At 44.4% G+C, this 20,640-nt stretch carries 17 protein-coding genes; 6 read left to right on the plus strand and 11 right to left on the minus strand.

Annotated features, from left to right (window positions below; translation table 11 throughout):
* Window positions 1-24: 24 nt before the first annotated feature.
* On the minus strand, window positions 25-594 hold the full coding sequence (locus tag VRU48_RS04600) for an RNA polymerase sigma factor (RefSeq protein WP_330106748.1): 570 nt from the start codon (window positions 592-594) through the stop codon (window positions 25-27).
* Window positions 595-760: 166 nt separating this feature from the next.
* Between VRU48_RS04600 and VRU48_RS04605 the strand changes: the two genes are divergently transcribed.
* The 5 genes from VRU48_RS04605 to bioD are packed head-to-tail and all read left to right on the plus strand — an operon-like array spanning window position 761 to window position 6,374.
* Window positions 761-2,323: a glycerol-3-phosphate dehydrogenase/oxidase gene (locus VRU48_RS04605; RefSeq protein WP_431311630.1), complete on the plus strand. Its 1,563-nt coding sequence runs from the start codon at window positions 761-763 to the stop codon at window positions 2,321-2,323.
* Window positions 2,324-2,361: 38 nt separating this feature from the next.
* Window positions 2,362-3,858: a glycerol kinase GlpK gene (gene glpK, locus VRU48_RS04610; protein WP_330106750.1), complete on the plus strand. Its 1,497-nt coding sequence runs from the start codon at window positions 2,362-2,364 to the stop codon at window positions 3,856-3,858.
* A gap of 12 nt (window positions 3,859-3,870) precedes the next feature.
* Window positions 3,871-4,605, plus strand: a complete 735-nt coding sequence (locus VRU48_RS04615) for an MIP/aquaporin family protein (RefSeq protein ID WP_330106751.1) — start codon at window positions 3,871-3,873, stop codon at window positions 4,603-4,605.
* A gap of 31 nt (window positions 4,606-4,636) precedes the next feature.
* A complete protein-coding gene (locus tag VRU48_RS04620; RefSeq protein WP_330106752.1) occupies window positions 4,637-5,773 on the plus strand; it encodes an aminotransferase class I/II-fold pyridoxal phosphate-dependent enzyme in 1,137 nt (378 codons plus the stop codon).
* The gene (bioD, locus tag VRU48_RS04625; RefSeq protein ID WP_330106753.1) at window positions 5,763-6,374 is read left to right on the plus strand and encodes a dethiobiotin synthase; all 612 of its coding nucleotides are present in this window, start codon (window positions 5,763-5,765) and stop codon (window positions 6,372-6,374) included. The genes VRU48_RS04620 and bioD overlap by 11 nt, the downstream gene beginning before the upstream one ends.
* Window positions 6,375-6,380: 6 nt before the next feature.
* Here bioD and VRU48_RS04630 read toward each other — a convergent pair whose 3' ends face one another.
* The 10 genes from VRU48_RS04630 to VRU48_RS04675 all read right to left on the minus strand — a co-directional run bounded on the left by VRU48_RS04630 (window position 6,381) and on the right by VRU48_RS04675 (window position 17,250).
* Window positions 6,381-7,466 carry a peptide-N-glycosidase F-related protein gene (locus tag VRU48_RS04630; RefSeq protein WP_330106754.1) on the minus strand — a complete coding sequence of 362 codons (1,086 nt, stop codon included), beginning with the start codon at window positions 7,464-7,466 and terminating at the stop codon, window positions 6,381-6,383.
* 69 nt (window positions 7,467-7,535) lie between these two features.
* On the minus strand, window positions 7,536-7,880 hold the full coding sequence (rplT, locus tag VRU48_RS04635) for a 50S ribosomal protein L20 (RefSeq protein WP_330106755.1): 345 nt from the start codon (window positions 7,878-7,880) through the stop codon (window positions 7,536-7,538).
* A gap of 84 nt (window positions 7,881-7,964) precedes the next feature.
* The gene (gene rpmI / locus VRU48_RS04640) at window positions 7,965-8,165 is read right to left on the minus strand and encodes a 50S ribosomal protein L35 (protein WP_330106756.1); all 201 of its coding nucleotides are present in this window, start codon (window positions 8,163-8,165) and stop codon (window positions 7,965-7,967) included.
* Window positions 8,166-8,191: 26 nt separating this feature from the next.
* Window positions 8,192-8,761, minus strand: a complete 570-nt coding sequence (gene infC, locus VRU48_RS04645) for a translation initiation factor IF-3 (RefSeq protein ID WP_330106757.1) — start codon at window positions 8,759-8,761, stop codon at window positions 8,192-8,194.
* A gap of 11 nt (window positions 8,762-8,772) precedes the next feature.
* Complete coding sequence (gene thrS, locus VRU48_RS04650; protein WP_330106758.1) at window positions 8,773-10,698, minus strand: threonine--tRNA ligase; 1,926 nt, start codon at window positions 10,696-10,698, stop codon at window positions 8,773-8,775.
* A 120-nt stretch (window positions 10,699-10,818) separates the two neighbouring features.
* Complete coding sequence (locus tag VRU48_RS04655) at window positions 10,819-11,940, minus strand: acyltransferase family protein (protein ID WP_330106759.1); 1,122 nt, start codon at window positions 11,938-11,940, stop codon at window positions 10,819-10,821.
* A gap of 171 nt (window positions 11,941-12,111) precedes the next feature.
* A complete protein-coding gene (locus VRU48_RS04660; protein WP_330106760.1) occupies window positions 12,112-13,029 on the minus strand; it encodes a hypothetical protein in 918 nt (305 codons plus the stop codon).
* Between the two features lie 157 nt (window positions 13,030-13,186).
* Window positions 13,187-13,915, minus strand: a complete 729-nt coding sequence (locus VRU48_RS04665) for a (Fe-S)-binding protein (RefSeq protein ID WP_330106761.1) — start codon at window positions 13,913-13,915, stop codon at window positions 13,187-13,189.
* Between the two features lie 18 nt (window positions 13,916-13,933).
* Complete coding sequence (locus VRU48_RS04670) at window positions 13,934-15,235, minus strand: MFS transporter (RefSeq protein WP_330106762.1); 1,302 nt, start codon at window positions 15,233-15,235, stop codon at window positions 13,934-13,936.
* Between the two features lie 122 nt (window positions 15,236-15,357).
* Window positions 15,358-17,250: a RecQ family ATP-dependent DNA helicase gene (locus VRU48_RS04675; RefSeq protein WP_330106763.1), complete on the minus strand. Its 1,893-nt coding sequence runs from the start codon at window positions 17,248-17,250 to the stop codon at window positions 15,358-15,360.
* A 76-nt stretch (window positions 17,251-17,326) separates the two neighbouring features.
* On the opposite strand from VRU48_RS04675, the gene VRU48_RS04680 reads away from it, so the two are divergent.
* A complete protein-coding gene (locus VRU48_RS04680; protein WP_330106764.1) occupies window positions 17,327-20,578 on the plus strand; it encodes an amidohydrolase family protein in 3,252 nt (1,083 codons plus the stop codon).
* Window positions 20,579-20,640 lie beyond the last annotated feature (62 nt).

The following is a 20,640-nucleotide window of genomic DNA, read 5'->3' on the forward strand; positions in this document are numbered from 1 at the left end:
AAGGTTAATCGGCAAGAAACCGCATCAAAGCTTATTTGGCGAGGTTTTTACGATGTGCTGCAGGGTTTTGACAGCCTGATACAAAGTAGTTTCGACCGTGCGTACCGAAATGCCGAGAATAGTGGCAATGGTATTTTTGTCTAGATCGTCTATGCGGCTCATCAGCAGCACTTCGCGTTGGCGCTCGGGCAAAAGCCAGATCAGTTGCATGATTTTATGATAGGCTTCTTTGCTCGAAATGATATCGAATGGGTTCGGACCCGTATGTGGCAACTCGACAGAAGATTCGTAATCTTCGCAGTAGTCGATTTTGGTTTTAGGCCTTTGGATGTAATTAATGGCCATATTTTTGGCCGCAATAAACAAATAGGCCTTCACCGATTTGATTTCTTGTGTAGAGCGATTATCCCACAATTTGATAAAAAGATCGGCAATCAACTCTTCGGCCTTGCTGTAATCTTTTAAATGGATGGCAATGAACTTGCAAAGCGACTGGTAATACCGATTGAACAAGGCTTCTAGCGCCAAGCTGTCATTTAGCTTAATTAAACCTATCAGATCTTCATCATTTAGCACCCTGTAATTAAGTTCCATTTCATGGGCTAAGCTATAAAGCTATTGTTATCCATTTGTTAATTTATATTTAACTTAAAAACAAGAATAGTAATGACATTTAATTCAAAGTTAATTACGGGATGACCAATGTTAACTTTCGTAAAAGCCTTATCGGTTGTTGTATTTATTGATTACATTTATCCTGATGCGCAAACCCGACCATTATCTTTTTGCTACCCAAATTGACTGGGACATCATCATTATTGGTGGTGGAGCAACCGGATTGGGCATTGCCGTTGATGCCGCCAACCGAGGCCTACGTACCTTATTGGTTGAACAGGCCGATTTTGCCAAGGGTACGTCGAGCAGAAGTACCAAACTGGTACATGGTGGGGTAAGGTATTTGGCGCAGGGCGATATCGGATTGGTAAGACATGCCTTAAGAGAACGTGGCTTATTGGCCAAAAACGCCGCGCACCTGGTTCACAAGGAAGAATTTATCATTCCCTGCTATTCCTGGTGGTCGATACTTATATATGGTATTGGCCTCACGCTGTACGATTGGCTGGCTGGCAAACTAAGCTTTGGCAAATCGCGCTACAGGCCCAAAAAGGAAATAACCGCATTAATGCCCGGCATTAAAAGCAAAGGCCTAAAAGGTGGCATCAGCTATTTCGACGGCAAATTCGACGATGCGCGTCTGGCCATCAACCTCATGCAGACTGCGCAAGAACAAGGTGCCTTGCTCATCAATTATATGCAGGTTACCCAATTGCTCAAAAACGACGATACCGTTTGTGGCGTTGAAGTGAAAGATTTACTGTCTGGTGGCCACTACAATTTCGGCGCAAAATGCGTAATCAATGCTACCGGTATCTTCGTCGATGATATCCTAAAACTCAACAATCCGAATACCCCCCAAATGGTACGTCCGAGCCAAGGCGTACATATTGTGCTTAAAAAGGAGTTCCTAAACAGCAGCTATGCCCTAATGATCCCCAAAACCAGCGACAAAAGAGTACTTTTTGCCGTACCTTGGCATGAGCATTTACTGGTTGGCACCACAGACACGCCTATTGAAGAACATAGCCTCGAACCTAGGGCACTGCAACAGGAAATCGATTTTATTTTGAACAATGCGAGTGCTTATTTTGAAAGCAAGCCTAGTACCCACGATATCCTAAGTGTATTTTCTGGTCTGAGGCCACTTGCTGCACCAGCTAAGGCAGGAAAAAATAGCACCAAGGAAATCAGTCGCGACCATAAGTTAGTAGTTTCTGCCAAAGGTCTGCTCACCATTACCGGAGGCAAATGGACCACTTACCGCAAAATGGCCGAAGATACCGTAAGCCTAGCCATCAACGAAATGGGGCTTGCCCCTCGCCCCTGCGCTACCCAGCATTTGCCCATACACGGCAATAGCCAGACTACAGGCAACGACTACCTTGATACCTACGGCACAGACCGCAAGCATATTGAAGCTTTGTGCCTGCAAAAACCCGAGCTTTTGGCGCCATTGCATCCCAATTTCCCTTATATAGTAGCAGAAGTAATCTGGGCGGTACGAAGCGAAATGGCCTTGACCGTAGAAGATGTGCTGAGCAGAAGATTGAGGGTTCTTTTTATCGATGCCAAAGCCGCTATCGAAATGAGCACAATGGTAGCCTCGCTGATGGCCACAGAATTAAGTCTTGATCAAAAATGGGAAGCAGACCAAATCGAAAAATTTAATAAATTAGCTAATGGCTATGTTTATCAGGGCAAATAAATACTTGACAGACTAAAACCTTAACCAAATATATACTTATGGGCAACTATGTGTTAGCGCTCGACCAAGGAACAACGAGTTCGAGAGCCATTGTATTTAACCGCAGTGGCGAAATCGTATCTATTGCGCAAAAAGAATTCAAGCAGATTTATCCCGAAGCAGGCTGGGTTGAACACGATCCGCTCGAAATATGGTTTACCCAACTGGCCGTTGCGGCCGAAGCCATTGTTAAAGCGGGCTTAACGGCCAAAGACATCAATGCTATTGGCATCACCAACCAACGAGAAACCACCGTGGTTTGGGACAGGACAACCGGCCAACCCATATACAATGCCATTGTTTGGCAAGACAGGCGCACTTCAGCCTATTGCGATGAAATCAAAAGCAAAGGTTTGGCCAAGTCCTTACAAGATAAAACAGGACTGATTATCGACTCTTATTTCTCGGCTACCAAAGCCAGGTGGATTTTGCAAAACGTACCTGGCGCACAAGAAAAAGCAGCCAAGGGAGAATTGGCCTTTGGCACCATCGATACCTGGTTAATCTGGAAACTGACCAATGGCACAACCCACGTAACCGATGTAAGCAATGCCTCACGTACGTTGCTCTACAATATCCACACTTTAACCTGGGATAAGGAACTGCTCGAGCTTTTTGGTATTCCAAGTTCTATGTTGCCCGAAGTAAAATCATCGAGCGAAATATATGGCGAAACCGCCGGACAAATACTGGCTGCTAAAATACCGATTGCGGGCATAGCCGGCGACCAGCAAGCGGCTTTGTTCGGACAGATGTGTATTGAGCCTGGTATGGTCAAAAACACTTATGGAACTGGGTGCTTCATGCTGATGAACATCGGAAAGACACCAAAAATATCGACCAATAACTTGTTAACTACTATTGCCTGGAAACTGAATGGCGAAGTTTACTACGCCTTAGAAGGCAGTATTTTTATTGCCGGTGCCATTGTGCAATGGTTAAGAGATGAGCTGGGATTCATTTCCAAATCGGCCGATGTAGAAAAACTGGCGGCCAAAGTAAAAGATACGCAGGGTGTGTACATTGTGCCTGCCTTTGCGGGTTTAGGTGCCCCTCATTGGGACCAGCATGCACGTGGCACCATAACCGGATTAACTAGAGGTACCAACAAATCGCATATAGCCAGGGCGGCTTTAGAAAGCATCGCCTACCAGACCATGGATGTACTTAAAGCCATGGAAAGCGATGCAGGGGTTGGCATAGCCGAATTGAGGGTTGATGGTGGCGCTACGGCTAATAACCTTTTAATGCAGTTTCAGGCAGATGTATTGGATTGCAAGGTCATCAGGCCCAAAATAACCGAAGTAACGGCCATTGGCGCCGCCTACTTGGCTGGCCTGGCTACCGGATTTTGGGAAAGTGTAGCACAAATCAAATCGCAGTGGCAGATAGACCAGACTTTTACCGCAACCGAAGGGCTTGACAACACCGCAAAAATCAAAGGCTGGAACCGCGCCATCAAAGCGGCCAAAATTAACGCTATCGAAAACGACTAAAAACCAGAACAAATGTCACCATATCTTGCAGAATTTATAGGAACCGCCATCATGATCCTTTTGGGAAACGGCGTAGTGGCCAATGTTGTACTTAAGGGTACCAAAGGCAACAACAGTGGCTGGATCGTTATTACCACCGCCTGGGCATTAGCCGTTTTTGTGGCCGTGGTAGTTGCGGGGCCTTACAGCGGAGCGCACCTTAACCCTATTGTAACTTTAGGCGCCGCCATTGCCCACAAATTTGCCTGGAATTTGGTTCCGTACTATGTATTGTCGCAAATTGCAGGAGCCATGCTAGGTTCGTTTTTAGTGTGGCTGATGTACAAAGACCATTTTGATGCCACCGACGATCCAGGCTTAAAGGCTGCTCCTTTTGCCACGGCGCCTGCCATCAGGAATAAAATATCGAACCTTTTTTCTGAGATCATCGGAACTTTCGTGTTGATTTTTGTGATCTTTTATTTTACCGACCCAAGTTTTGGCAAGCCTGAGCTTACCACCATCGGCATGGGTTCTATGGGTGCCATTCCGGTTGCCTTTTTGGTTTGGGTAATCGGTCTATCATTAGGAGGCACAACGGGTTATGCCATTAATCCGGCACGTGATTTAGGCCCTCGCATCATCCATAGCCTCATCCCCATGAAAGGCAAAGGCAACAGCGACTGGAGCTACGCCTGGGTGCCAATTATTGGTCCGGTTATCGGTTCTACCTTGGCTGCTTTACTTTATTTGGCATTAAAAGCATAGAAATACGGCACATTGCTTATTTTTGAAGCCCATGAGCAAAGCCAATTCATTTTTGGAACAACGATTAAAAGAACGAAGTGAAAAAGGGTTATTACGCTCCCTGAAACAAGAAAACTCGCTGATAGACTTTTCTTCTAACGATTATTTGGGCTTTGCACATTCGGCAGCGTTGCATCAATACATCAATGCAGAAACCAAACGTATTGCTCCAAATCTAAACGGTTCTGGAGGCTCGCGTTTATTAAGTGGCAATTACGCCTACACCGAAGCAACCGAAAGCTTTATCGCCAGTTTCCACCAGGCCGAAGCCGGATTGATCTTAAATTCGGGCTACGATGCCAATGTAGGCCTACTTTCCGCCATCCCACAGCGTGGCGACACCATTATAACCGACGAACTTATTCATGCCAGCTTAATTGATGGGGCGAGGCTAAGCCTGGCCAACCGCTTTAAATTCAGGCACAACAACCTCAACGAGCTCGAACAAAAGCTAAAACAAGCTACAGGAAATATTTATGTAGTGGTAGAAAGCATCTATTCGATGGATGGCGATATGGCTCCATTAAAAGACATGAGCGAACTCTGCCAAAAATACGGAGCCAACCTCATTGTCGACGAAGCGCATGCTACAGGTCTATTCGGACCAAACGGAGCGGGATTAGTAGTGCAGTTAGGCCTGCAAGATGCTGTTTTTGCACGGATTGTTACTTTTGGCAAGGCCATGGGCATGCATGGTGCTATCATTTTGGGCTCGGAAACATTGCGCAGCTACCTGATTAATTTTGCCCGTTCTTTCATTTATACCACCGCTATGCCTTTGCACAACATCATTGCCATACGCTGTGCCTACGAATGGTTGATGAGGGAAAATCATCCTCAACAAATACATCAAAAAATAGAACTATACAATCTATTAATCAACCAGTTAAACAGTAATCATATTCAAAGTACAAGCGCTATTCAAACCCTCCTTTTCAGCAACAATAGCGAAGCCAGAAACGCAGCTTTGCAACTACAGGAAAAAGGTTTTGATGTGAGGCCTATCTTAAGTCCAACGATACCCGTAGGCCAAGAAAGGTTAAGAATTTGCTTACATACCTACAATACCGAAGCCGAAATCACCACTTTGGTTCAACAGCTTAAAGAATTGACACAAAATGCCGAATAAATATTTTGTAACCGGAATCGGAACCGGAATTGGAAAAACCATTACCAGTGCAGTAATTACCGAAAAATTAAAGGCCGATTACTGGAAACCCATCCAGTCGGGCGATTTGGAGCAAAGCGACAGCTTGGCTATCGAAAACCTAATTAGCAACAGCCAAACCGTTATCCATCCCGAAACCTATCGACTTACCCAGCCCCTTTCGCCACATTTGTCGGCAAAGCTGGATGGTTTAACGATCGAACTCGACAAGCTCGTACTTCCCGCTACCGAAAATACGCTGATTGTAGAAGGCGCAGGTGGCTTGATGGTTCCCTTAAACGACAAACATCTCATTGTTGACCTGATTAAACACTTGGAACTGGAAGTGATTTTGGTATCGCAGAACTATCTCGGCAGCATAAACCACACCCTACTCAGCATCAACCTCTTAAAGCAATATCAAATCCCAATAAGGGGCATCGTGTTTAATGGCGAAACCAATCACGAAAGCGAAACCTATATTTTAAACTACAGCCAGCTTCCTTGCCTAGGGCATATTCCATTGATGCAACACCTCGACAAAACGGCCATTGCAAATGCTGGCGAAAGCTTAAACTTGTAATAACACTTACCTGCCCAGTGCGTAGGCCGAAAAAGGAATATAACCCTCTTTGTTTTCGAACTTGGCATCTGGAACAACAATCTGCAGGCAATGTTCGCCTTTTTTCAGTTGGTCGAGCTTGATTTTGCGCAAGGGAATAACCGCGCCGGGGCACCAGTTAGAAAATTTCTGCCATTGCTCGTCGGTTTTGGGCGTTTTGCCATAAATCCCATTCGATTGTGTGTTGTACTGCCTGTAAGGCTCGCAGGTATTTTCGCCGGGAATGTACTTCAGTTGCAAAACATTGTCTAGGTAAACGTAGTGTACCCTCCTGTTGTATTCTTCGCCATTTTTATTGGCGCCATGGTTAGAGGAGATAATAAAAAACTCTACGTCTTTAAGGTTCTTTTCGGCTTTAAAAGTATAAGTTCGCGTGGTTTTACCCAAACTATCTGTGGCTTTGTAGTTGTTGAGCGAATCGCTGTAGGCAATCGGGATCAACTGATAAACTGCTTTTGATTTTTTCTGGCTAGCCTTAACGTCAAAATAAAGATTACCTATAAACACGTCGTTTCTGCCTTCGCATCCCTTTACCTGTTTTTGTGCAGCATAAGGCACACCGAATACATTCATCTGGATATAAAAATCGTATTGGTCTGCAAAAGATTTATTGCCCACTATTTTGCCAATAGCCGAAGCATCCCAAACATAAGGCCTAACATTGGGCTGTTTGTTCATATCCATAAACGGCGTAATATAGCGACCAATTTCTATACGCTTGGTCACAGCCGGATAGTTTTTGCCTTTTTCAATCAGCAATAGGGCTACATTGGCTATACGGTCGTAATTGTCGCAGGCAGCTTTCAGGTCTACCTGCATGTTGACATCTTCATTGGTCAGCAAGGCTATTTCCCTGTCGTTGAGCTTTCTCGTATAGGAAGTATTGCTGCGATAGATGCCCTCTTGCACCTTTAAAGGCACCAATTGTGCATAGCCATCGTAATAAACGATGTTATCGAATACCGTCAGCCTTAAGCTATCGCGTTCGCTGGCCTTTAATGAGCTGGCTGAAATGAGGCAGAGTGCCAGACAGGTAAAAAAGTAATTTTTCATAGTGCACGAATATAAAACAAAAAAAGCCCCGATTTTATCGGGGCTCTCTTTTTTCGATATCGAAATATCTTATTTTACTGCATCAATGATAGCTTTGAAAGCATCTTTGTGGTTCATGGCTAAATCAGCTAATACTTTACGGTTCAAACCGATGTTTTTAGCGGCCAATTTACCAATCAATTGAGAGTAAGATACACCGTGCTCACGAGCTCCAGCGTTGATACGTTGGATCCATAGGCTACGGAATTCTCTTTTCTTAACTTTACGGTCGCGGTAAGCATATTGCAAACCTTTTTCTACCGTGTTTTTGGCAATGGTGAATACCTTGCTTCTTGATCCCCAATAGCCTTTGGCCATATTAAGGACTTTTTTTCTTCTGCGTCTAGACGCTACTGCGTTTACCGAACGTGGCATAATGTGTTGTTTTTGATAAGCGGTGTTGCGTTTTGCCTATTGGCGCAGCAATCTTACAACCGACGTACCTGGTTAAAAAATTAATTACTTACCGATGCAAAGCATACGTTTAACGTTGCCCATATCAGCGTCATTTACCATACTAGTATGGCCTAAGTTACGCTTACGTTTAGTGCTCATTTTGGTTAAAATGTGGCTTTTGTAGGCGTTCTTTCTTGCGATTTTACCGGTTCCAGTAAGCGAGAAACGCTTTTTGGCACTGGAATTGGTCTTCATTTTTGGCATAACCCTGTTTTAATTTATATAATTTATTACTTCTTTGCTACTTTAGGCGCTAATGTTAAAAACATACGCTTTCCTTCTAATTTAGGCAACAACTCTACCTTGCCCACTTCTTCTAAAGCCTGTGCGAACTTCAACAATAAGATCTCGCCTTGTTCTTTGTAAACAATGGCCCTGCCTTTAAAGTGTACGTAAGCCCTTACTTTTTCGCCATTTTCTAAAAAGCCAACGGCGTGCTTTAGCTTAAATTGAAAGTCGTGGTCGTTGGTATTAGGTCCGAAACGAATTTCTTTAATAACGGTTTGTTTGGCATTGGCCTTGATTTCCTTCTGTTTTTTCTTTTGTTCGTAAATGAACTTGCTATAGTCGATGATACGACAAACAGGAGGAACTGCATTAGGAGAAATCTCTACCAAATCAAGCTCTAGCTCATCGGCTAATGCTAATGCTTTTGACAGGGGATAAATCCCTGGCTCCACATTATCTCCAGCCAGCCTAACTTCTTGAGCCCTAATGTGCTCATTGATATTGTGTTCTGCTTCTTTTTTCTTAAAAGGAGGACGTGGTCCCCTATTAAATCCTGGTCTACCTAATGCCAAATGTCTGTTCTTTAAACTGTTATTTCTTTAATTATTAATGCGCTAAATTCTGCCAAAGTCATTTCGCCCAAATCTCCCTCGCCGTGCTTACGTACCGAAACCTTTCCTTCCGCCATCTCTTTTTCGCCGATTATCAGCATGTAAGGCAACTTTTTAACTTCAGCGTCTCTGATTTTCCTTCCAATTTTCTCGTCTCGAAAGTCTATCAGCCCGCGAATATCGGAATTATTTAATTCATCTGAAACTTTTTTTGCATATTCTTCATACTTTTCTGAGATCGGAAGAATAATATATTGTTCAGGAGAAAGCCATAACGGGAAGTTTCCGGCGCAGTGTTCGATGAGTACAGCCACGAAACGCTCCAACGAGCCAAACGGCGCGCGGTGGATCATAACCGGACGGTGCTTCATGTTGTCGCTACCAGTATATTCCAGTTCAAAACGCTCCGGCAAATTGTAATCAACCTGGATAGTTCCCAATTGCCATTTACGGCCCAGGGCATCCTTAACCATGAAATCGAGCTTCGGACCATAGAAAGCGGCTTCGCCCAATTCTACTACGGTTGGCAAGCCTTTTTCTGCAGCAGCTTCAACAATCGCCGCCTCGGCTAGTTTCCAGTTCTCGTCAGAGCCGATGTACTTGGCTTTGTTTTCCGGATCGCGTAATGAAATCTGTGCAATATAATCGCTAAAGCCCAAGGATTTGAATACGTGCAACACCAAATCGATTACCTTCATAAACTCTTCCTTCACCTGATCTGGCCTGCAGAACAAGTGCGCATCATCTTGAGTAAAGCCACGTACACGGGTTAAGCCGTGCAACTCGCCACTTTGCTCGTAACGATATACAGTACCAAACTCGGCAAAACGAACCGGAAGGTCTTTGTACGAGCGAGGCTTGAATTTATAGAGTTCGCAATGGTGCGGACAGTTCATGGGTTTTAAGAAGAACTCCTCTCCTTCTTGTGGCGTTTTAATCGGCTGGAAACTGTCTTTGCCATATTTCTCATAGTGGCCAGAAGTTACATAAAGGTTTTTATGGCCGATATGTGGGGTTACCACTTGCTCATAGCCATGTTTAGCCTGGGCTTTAGCCAAGAAATTAACCAATCGCTCGCGCAAGGCAGTGCCCTTTGGCAGCCACATCGGCAAACCCATGCCCACTTTTTCAGAAAAAGTAAACAATTCGAGTTCTTTGCCCAACTTGCGGTGATCTCTTTTCTTCGCCTCTTCAATCATATGAAGATAGTCGGTCAGTTCACTGGCCTTTGGAAAAGTTACGCCATAAATACGGGTCAACTGCTTTTTGGTTTCGTCGCCACGCCAGTAAGCACCAGCCACATTCATCAGCTTAACCGCTTTGATAAAGCCAGTATTCGGAATATGTGGTCCACGACACAAATCGGTAAAATGGCCTTGGGTATAAAAAGTGATTTTTCCGTCTTCCAAGCCATCGATCAGGTCGAGCTTGTACTCGTCGCCTTTTTCGGCAAAATATTCGATCGCATCGGCTTTGCTCACGCTTTTTCTTTCAAAAACCTCTTTTTGCTTAGCCAATTCGAGCATTTTAGCTTCGATTTCCTTGAAATTATCAGAAGAGAAATCGCGGTCGCCAAAATCTACATCGTAATAGAAACCGGTTTCGATAGCCGGACCGATACCAAATTTGGTTCCCGGATAAAGCGCTTCCAAGGCTTCAGCCATTAAGTGGGCTGATGAGTGCCAAAAAGTCGATTTGCCGGCTGTGTCGTTCCAAGTGAGCAATTTTACATTAGAATCGGCTTCGATGGGTCTCGACGAGTCCCAAACTTCTCCGTTCACTTCTGCTGCTAAAACGTTTCTGGCAAGGCCTTCTGAAATAGATAAGGCGATTTGATGGGCAGTTGTACCCTGCTCATACTGACGGACCGAGCCGTCAGGTAAAGTAATGTTAATCATCTACAACTATGATTTAAAAGTTAAAAAAATTGTTTTATCAATCACTTACTACGTGATTTTCATCTCAATTGCAAAAATAAGAAAATTACTTTGTTATCTGAAATAATTTCGATTGTAGCCTTATCGTTCAGCTTGCTGGATGCGGTTTTGGCTTTGGGCGCTGACCATTCTCTTCTTGAAATAATTGCGCAACGGTTCGTCTACATAAACCATAATCAGGTAAGCGATAACGATCAAAAGAACCACCGAAACCGGAATAACGACCGACAACAGCGACATGCTTGGCTTCACTACTGCCACATAGGTCAAGAATACCCACACAAAAGGATAATGGGTCATGTAGAGCGGATAAGATATATCTCCCGAGAACTTGCAGATTTTTTTGAAGCGATCGGCCAGGCTTGCTCCAGCACCCAACGACACCAGCAATGGAAAATACAAAAGCACGATAACAGGCTCTACTACCCAATTATACCTATCGGAATAAGGAATCAAAAAGCTGAGCACCAACATCAACCCGATGCTTACAAAGCCCAATTTGTTTTTGATGATCCAGTTGCACCTGTAAATGAGCATACCCATTAGGAAAGAAAAGAAAACCCTGGCGCCGCCATCGGTGAAATTTGGTCCGCCCCAACCTCCAGCTACGTTACCCGATTTGCTGGCCACGTAACAGAGCACGATCGCGGCCAAAACCGTAAGCACCATCAACGCATTATTCTTTAGCCTGCACAGCACAAAAATATAGAGAATGTTGGCAATATATTCCCAAAAAAGCGACCAGCTTGGTGCATTTAAACAAAAGAGGTTCAAGTAACGTTCGGGCATTGACGGATAGGGAATCAGAAAAACGGAGGCCAAAAAGATCAGCGCCGTTTTGCCCAAACCGTAAACCGAAAAGAAATCGCTAAAAGGATCGAAAAGAAAAGTAAGCAGGCCCAATACCGAGCCAATAATAACCAGAGGATGCAAACGGATGAGCCTCAGTTTAAAAAATTGCTTAAAGCCCAACTGCTCGGCCCTGTTATCGTAGGCATAGGCGATAACGAAGCCCGACAGGCAGAAGAAGAAATCGACGGCCAGGTAGCCATGGCCGATAAAATTTTGGCTGTAATCGGTGATGGCAATCTCCATAAAGTGAAAAATCACCACCGCTACGGCGGCTATTCCCCTCAGGCCGTCTAAAATTTGAAAATGTTGCTTTGTTTGTAAGAGTTCAGGATTGTTGTTTAGTCTAGTCATTAGGTTTCATCGGTAAATGTGTGCCCAATAATAACCATTTGTGCCGTAGGTTCAAAAAAAAGAGGCCATAACAGGCTTTTTTGCACGTAAAATAATTGATGGATAGCCTAAAACAAAAAAGCCCCCGGAAAAAATCCGAGGGCTCAAAACTATTTATGTAGGAAGTAAAATCTAGTTAATTACGATGTTTCTCACTTGGCCAGCTGGGGCTGCGCCGCCTTGTCTGCCTTGGCCACCGCTAAATCTTTTCATCATGGCTTCCATTTTAGCCTTGTACTGATCGGCAGTAATCGGAAGTGCTTTTTTAGGAGCCGTCACATCTTTACTGCTTACCCCTCTGTATTCGATACTTTTAGCCAAGGTACTGTTGCCTTTGTTTTCGATGGCTAGTACCGTACCTTCAGTCCATAGGTTAGGATTTGGCGAGAAATTAAAGCCAAGGTCATTGGTATACCACAAAGCGGTTTCGTCAACGATATCTCTTTCTACATCAAGTACTTTAGCTTTACGGATTGTTTTTACGATAACCTTGTTGCAGTTGAAGCCCAAAATCTTTTTGGTTTCGTCGCTTTTAACGATTTCCTGGGTTGGAGGAACCGGCAAAAACTGAACGGCGCTGTTATTTGCTGTGGCATTGGCATTATTGTTTTGTCTGTTGCCCATGTTAAAGTTTTGGTTGCCCAAAGCAACGGTTAGTTTGCTCGGCATGGCATAGGTTGTATCCATCAAATCGAAAACTTCGGTCAGTTTTTGATCGGCAAAAGAATAATAGTATTCTCTTGCACCACCGGCGCCACCAAAACGCATCATCATACGGCCCATGCCGCCACCACCGCCACCATTACTGTCTTCATTATCTTCAACAGGCATATAGCTGGCATTGGTTGCCGTAAATAGGAGTTCGAAATTGGTTTTTACTGATTTGGGCATACGTGCCTTCATTTCTTCGCTTAATTGTATGCCATTGGCCGAAGCCATTGCAGCGGGATCTAAAGTGGTTTCAAATTGTATAGCACCAGATTTTTTTTGTGCCTGAGCTGTTAAAGCAAGGGTAAACAAGCCAACAAAGGCAATTAGAATCTTTTTCATTTAATATTATTTTGCTCTTTTTTATACTACAAATTTATCGTTGTTTTTAGACAAATAGTGTTAAAAAAAGTTAATTTCTTTAGAACATATTTGTTACAAGGCTAAAGCTGAAAGACTAAAGAAGGTCAACGTCTTTTACGCCGTCCTCAACAGTGTGCTAATAATCCAACCAACCATTAGCCAGTACATCGGCAATGTGCATCGTTTTTAACGGGATGTTATTTTTTTGGATATAGCCATCCAAGTGCATCAGGCACGACAAGTCGGTAGAAATGATGTAATCGGCCTCCATTTCGAGCGCATTGTTTACCTTTTGTTCGGCCATGGCTGATGAAATAGCATCGAATTTAACGGCAAAGGTTCCGCCAAAGCCACAGCACATGTCGGTATCTTTCATTTCGAGCATTTCGAGGCCGTGAACTTTGGCCAAAAGCTGTCTTGGCTCTGCTTTGATCTTGCACTCGCGCAAGCCGCTGCACGAATCGTGGTAAACCGCCCGTCCTTCCAGTTCGGCGCCAAAATAATCGCGTTTCAGCACATTGATCAAGAAATCGGACAACTCGAAAATATTCGACTGCATGCTGCGACATTTGTTGTGCACCATGGTATTGGTAAACAAATCGTTAAAGCCATTCTTAACCATGCCCACACAGGAAGCCGATGGGGCCACGATATAATTGGTTTCGGAAAAATCGTTCAAAAACTTATTGCCGATTTCCTTGGCCTGTTCCCAATAGCCGGCATTATAGGCAGGTTGGCCACAGCAGGTCTGCTTGGCATTGTAGGATACTTCGCAACCAGCTTTTTCTAATATTTTGATGGTATTAAAGGCAGTTTCGGGATATAACTGATCAACAAAACACGGTACAAATAGCTCTATCTTCATCGTAACACTTTTCTCAGGCTATGCTTTAGCCATTTTTTTCTCTACTCTCTTTAAGATGAGCAAAAATATTAAACCTATTACAAAAAACGATGCCAAAGCAATAATAGAATTTCGCATGTTGTCTGTTTTCTCCTCAATAAAGGCAAAAGTAGCCAATCCAATTACAATAGATAGCTTTTCGGTAACATCATAAAAACTAAAGAAGGATGCTGTATCGGGCGTATTTTCGGGAAGGTATTTCGAGTAGGTAGAACGCGATAATGATTGGATGCCCCCCATAATCAGGCCAGCTACTGCAGCCAATCCATAAAACTCATATTCGTTAGTGGTGAAATAAGCGCAAATGCAGAAACCTATCCAAATCAGCACCACAAAAATCAGCACTTTTACGTTTCCTATCCGCTTTGCCAAGGCCGACATGGCATAGGCACCCAAAATTGCCACCAACTGGATAATCAAAATCGTAGCAATCAGTTTGGTTGTGCCTAATTTCAATACTTTTTCGCCGAAGCTTGCTGCAACGAGCATGATGGTCTGCACACCCATCGAATAAAAGAAAAACGCAATCAGGTAATTTTTCAAAAACTTCATTTCCTTCAGCTTTTTCCAAACTTTTGCCAACTCTAAAAAACCACTTTTAAAGATATTGGCACCTGTGTTTTCGATAGGCTTATCTTTGGCGAGGTTTTTAAATGGGATTTGGGCAAAGGCAATCCACCATATGCCTACCAACAAGAACGATAAACGTGGCGGAAAAGAAGGGTCTACGATACCAAACAACTCTGGCTTTAAGACAAACACAAAGCAGATGATCTGTAAAAGCACGCTGCCAATGTAGCCAAAAGCATAGCCCTTGGCACTTACCCGATCCTGTTCGTCGACGGTTGCGATAAGGGGCAAATAAGAGTTGTTGAACAAAATGCCACCCACATAGCCCATGGCCGCCAAGGCAAAGCAGATAATGCCCAATTCGAGCGTATCGAGCTTAAAAAAATACAAACCACAGCAGGCCAATCCCCCCAGGTAGGTAAATATCTTCATAAAAAACTTCTTCTTGCCTTTTGCATCCGCAACAGACGAAAGTATAGGCAGAATAAGCACCATGATTAGATAAGCTACCGATAGCGCATAGTTAGAGAGCGCCGTGTTAGTATAAGTCCGACCAAAAAAGACAACTTTATCGCCGTGTTCTTTTGTGGTTGTAATGATAGCGTAGTAAGCCGGAAAAATAGTAGAAGTAATCACCAAGTTATAAGCAGAGTTGGCCCAATCGAAAAAGGCCCAAGAGCGGATAACTTTCTTATCGTTTTTTGCTTGCATAATTAGCGCTAAAAGTAGTAAAAAATATTATTTGTTCATCAGTCATTAATGCCAACTGTAAACTGTTCATCAGTTCATTGGTTCATTAGCCATTTGATGCAACTGCTAATTGCAAACTGACCTTACAAGTAATACTTCCTGCCATCGCTCTTGATCTTGCCGGCATCGAGCAGTTCCCTGATGCGGTCTATGCGTTCTGTGGCAGTCCCTATTTTTATTTCCTGTACCAATTCGTCGAGGCTGTACGATTCGACCTGCAACAGCGTAACAATTTCATAATCAATCTGATCGTTCAGCTGTGCCGATTCTTCGCGTTTTCTTTCGGCCAGACAGATATCGCAAAAGCCACACTTTTCGGCATTGGTTTCGCCAAAATAGTGCAACAATTGCTGGCTCCGGCAGGTTTGCGTAACGGCATAAGCCAAAACCGCATTGATTTGATCCATCTGCAGCTGCTGACGTTGTTTAATGTATTTGACATCGACCGCCAAATGGTACTGATCAGCCCTTGGCAAAATAAACTGCAGCTGTGGCTGGTCTGTTTGTGGCAGATACGATATGATTTCCAATTGCTGCAGGCGCTCCAAATGCTTCACTACATCGTTGAATGATATTTTTAAACGGTTAGACAAATCCGATTCCTTAATCTTCACGTAGTTATCGAACGCACCGCCATACGAACGCTGAATGGTTTTGATAAACGAATCGTAGCCCGAATTTTCGATCTGGAAACGATAAACGTCTTCATGGCTTGCCGTAAACATCAAACGCGATTGCAGGTATACGTTTTCGGAAACAGCTATGTAACCATCGTGCTCCAAAAACTTTAAAGCCGCCAAGGTATTGATGACGTTGAGGTTGAATTTCCGGCAAAAATCGGCCACGTCGAAACCAAAGCTCAGCCCCTCGCCCGCCCCAAACGCCAGCTGATAATAGCTGCCCAAATAATGGTAAACTTTTTTGATTTCTTCAACCGTTGGATAAGATTCGGCATACTTGGCCCTTAACATCAACTGGTCTGATTGATTGGCCAACAATACGCCGTAGGCCCGCTGCTCGTCGCGACCAGCCCGACCTGCTTCCTGATAGTAAGCTTCCAAACTATCGGGCAGGTCTAAATGTACCACAAAGCGCACATTGGCTTTATCTACCCCCATTCCAAAGGCATTGGTAGCCACCATTACCCTAATTTGGCCTTTTTTCCAGTCTTCCTGTTTTTTAAAGCGAAGGTCTCTTTCAATACCCGCATGATAAAAATCGGCCGTTACCCCATTGCGTTGCAAGAAAAGGGCAACTTCGGTGGTTTCCCTGCGGTTGCGCACATAAACCAAACCCGAACCTTTTACATTTTTTATAATCTCCAACAGCTTTTTATGCTTGTCGTCCACATCAAAAACCACATAGCTCAGGTTTCTACGTGCAAAGCTTTTCACAAAAATCTGTGGATCTTTCAGCTCCAGTTTTTGCACAATATCTTCCCTTACCAAAGGCGTTGCGGTAGCAGTAAGTGCCAAAATGGGCTTATCAGGATGGATTTCGCGCAACTTAGCCAATTGCATGTAAGGAGGCCTAAAATCGTAGCCCCACTGCGAAATGCAATGCGCCTCGTCTATGGCAATCAGATTTACGTTCATGTAAGCAATACGGTCGCGCACAATTTGCGACAGCAGGCGCTCAGGCGAGAGATAGAGGAATTTAATCGGTCCGTAAATGCAGTTATCCAGCAGGATATCAATTTCGCGCTTGCCCATGCCCGCATAAATGGCAATGGCCTGTATGCCTTTGGCCTTAAGGTTTTCTACCTGGTCTTTCATCAGGGCCACCAAAGGCGAAACCACGATGCATATTCCTTCCATGGCCATAGCCGGCACCTGAAAGCATATAGATTTGCCCCCACCCGTTGGCAACAGGGCCAGGGTATCTTGCTGGTTTAAAACTGATTGGATGATTTCGTATTGGAGTGGACGAAAGGCATCGAAACCCCAATATTTCTTTAATATCTCCGATTCTATCATAAAAAGGTGTCTTCAAAACTATAAAAACGGACTGATATTATTAAATTGCGCGTTCAATTATTAGCAATCTGATCCGATGAGAAAATCTTTACTCTTTTTAAGCTGCCTTTTCGCTACAACTTCATTAATCGCACAAGATAAGAAAGAAACGGCCAAATGGGACGTAGAAAAATACAAGGGACAAACCAAAAGTTTCAGCATCAACACCAACGAAGGTACCTGGATGAACCTTGATGTGAGCGCCGACGGAAAAGAAATCGTTTTCGACCTGTTGGGCGATATCTATTCCATCCCGATTACCGGTGGCCCCGCCAAATTGTTGAGTGGTGGCATTGCCTGGGATGTACAGCCCAGGTTCAGCCCCAATGGCAAATATATTTCGTACACCAGCGACAAAAGCGGCGGCGATAACATTTGGATCATGGATCGTGATGGCAGCAACAAAAAACAGATTACCAAAGAAACCTTCAGGCTGTTGAACAATGCTACCTGGATGCCCAACAGCGAATACCTGATTGCCCGCAAACATTTTACCGGAACCCGTTCTTTGGGCGCAGGCGAAATGTGGATGTACAGCATTTACGGGGGCGACGGCATTCAGCTCACCAAGAGGAAAAACGACCAGCAGGATGCAGGTGAGCCTAATGTTTCGCCCGATGGCCGCTACCTTTATTTTAGCGAAGACGTATCGCCAGGTCCTAATTTCGAATACAGCAAAGATCCCAATGGCTTGATTTACGCCATTAGGCAACTGGATATGAGCACGGGCAAGCTCAGCAACCTCATTGCCGAACAAGGAGGCTCGGCACGTCCGCAGATTTCGCCCGATGGCAAATTGATGGCTTACGTAAAAAGGGTTCGCCTGAAATCGGTACTTTATATCCAAAACATCAAAACCGGCGAAGAATGGCCTTTATATGAAGACTTAACGCACGACCAGCAGGAAACTTGGGCCATTTTTGGCGTTTATCCCAACTTTGCCTGGACACCAGATGCGAAACGCATTGTTTTTTATGCCAAAGGGAAAATCAAACAGATAGACCTGAGCAATTTATACGTAAGCGATATTCCGTTCGAGGTAAACAGCAACCAAACCGTACAAGAATCGCTGCACTTCGAAAACCAGGTCTTTTCGCCAGAATTTACCTCAAAAATGATCAGGCAGCTCACCACTTCGCCAGATGGCAAATTGGTAGTGTTCAATGCAGCTGGCTATCTCTATAAAAAAGAACTGCCTAATGGTGCGCCAGAACGATTAACCAACGGCATCGACTTCGAATTTGAACCAGAATTTAGCCCTGACGGCAAGTTTGTGGTTTACACTACCTGGAGCGACGAATTTAAAGGTGCTATTAGGCGTACCGACCTCAAAACTGGCAAAACCATCTCGCTAACCGATGAGAAAGGTTATTACTACTCGCCGTCTTACGCCAACAAAGGCGACAAAATTGTTTTTAGAAAAGGTGTAGGCAACGAAACCTTGGGCCTTACCTATGGCAAAAACACCGGTATTTTTATCATGTCGGCTAACGGTGGACCTAAAACCTTGATCAGCGAAAACGGCATCAAGCCCATGTTCAGCAGCGATGACAGCCGGATTTATTTCCAAGGCTACGAGGCCGGCAAAAAAGCCTTCAAAAGCATGGATTTGAACGGTGGCAACGAAAGAACGCATTATACTTCGCAATATGCAACACAGTTTGCGCCAAGTCCCGATGGCAAATGGATGGCTTTTACAGAGCTTTTCAACGCCTACATTACGCCAATGGTTACTACCGGATCGGCTTTAGACCTATCGGCTAGCAACAAAACGATTCCGCTAACCCGCATAACTAAAGATGCAGGCACCTACCTGCATTGGAGCGCCGATAGCAAAAAGCTTTTCTGGACATTGGGCGAACAATACTACAGCCGCGAAATCAAGAATGCCTTCAATTTTGTAGAAGGAGCACCGCAAACACTGCCAGCACTCGATACCGTTGGAATTTCAATTGGATTAAGACTGAAAACCGATATACCTACGGGAAGTTTAGCCTTAAAAGGCGCTCGGATCATTACCATGAAAGGCGACGAAGTGATTGAAGAAGGTACCATCCTACTCGAAAACAACAAAATTGTAGCCGTTGGCAAAATGGCCGACATAAACGTGCCTGCCAACGCCAAAGTGGTTGACGTTACCGGCAAAACCATTATGCCAGGCATTATCGATGTGCATGCCCACCTGCGCACCAGTCCCGATGGCATTAGTCCGCAACAAGACTGGTCTTACCTGGCCAACCTGGCCTTTGGCGTAACCACCTCGCACGATCCTTCGAGCAACACAGAAATGGTATTCAGCCAAAGCGAAATGCTAAAGGCCGGCCGGATGATTGGTCCTCGCCTATACTCTACAGGTTCTATCCTGTATGGTGCCGAAGGCGATTTCAAAGTAGTGATCAACAGTTTGGACGATGCCTTGGCACACCTGAGAAGACTGAAAGCGGTAGGTGCCTTTTCGGTAAAATCGTACAACCAGCCTAGAAGAGATCAACGTCAACAGATTTTAGAAGCGGCCCGTCAGTTAAAAATGGAAGTGGTACCAGAAGGCGGTTCTACCTTCTTTACCAACATGAACATGATTGGCGATGGCCATACCGGCATTGAACACAGCATTCCGGTAGCTCCGGTTTATAAAGACGTGGTTTCGTTTTGGAACAACACCAACGTTGCCTATACCCCTACGCTCATTGTAGCTTACGGTGGCCAATGGGGCGAAAACTATTGGTACGACAGAACCAATGTTTGGGAAAACGAAAGGTTATTGAACTTTACGCCACGTGCCATTATCGATGCCCGTTCGAGAAGAAGAACGACTTCGGAATATGGCGATTATGGGCATATCGAGGTATCGAAAGCGGTAAAACAGATTGCCGATGGCGGTACCAAGGTTAATTTGGGTGCACACGGCCAAATCCAAGGCTTGGGCGCACATTGGGAACTTTGGATGCTGGTACAGGGAGGCATGAGCCCATTGCAGGCTATCCGCTGCGCTACGCTAAATGGTGCCTCTTATTTGGGCATGAACAAGGAAATAGGCTCCTTGGAAGTAGGCAAACTGGCCGATTTGATCGTGATGGATTCTAATCCGTTAGACGACATCAGGAACTCTGAAAAAATAAAGTATGTGATGGTTAACGGTCGTTTGTACGACAGCATGACCATGAACGAAACCGGAAGCAGGGAAAAAGTACGTTCCAAACTATGGTTCGAGCTGGATAAAGGCGTAGCATTTTCTATTCCTTACAAAGCATCTGATACCTGGACCTTTACCGTTCCACACTGCGATTAATAAAAACAGCGCTACAGGCCACAGCTTAACAGATTAAATTGCAAATAGCGCACAGATCTGTT

Source organism: Pedobacter albus, assembly GCF_036324255.1.
GTDB classification, from domain to species: domain Bacteria; phylum Bacteroidota; class Bacteroidia; order Sphingobacteriales; family Sphingobacteriaceae; genus Pedobacter; species Pedobacter albus.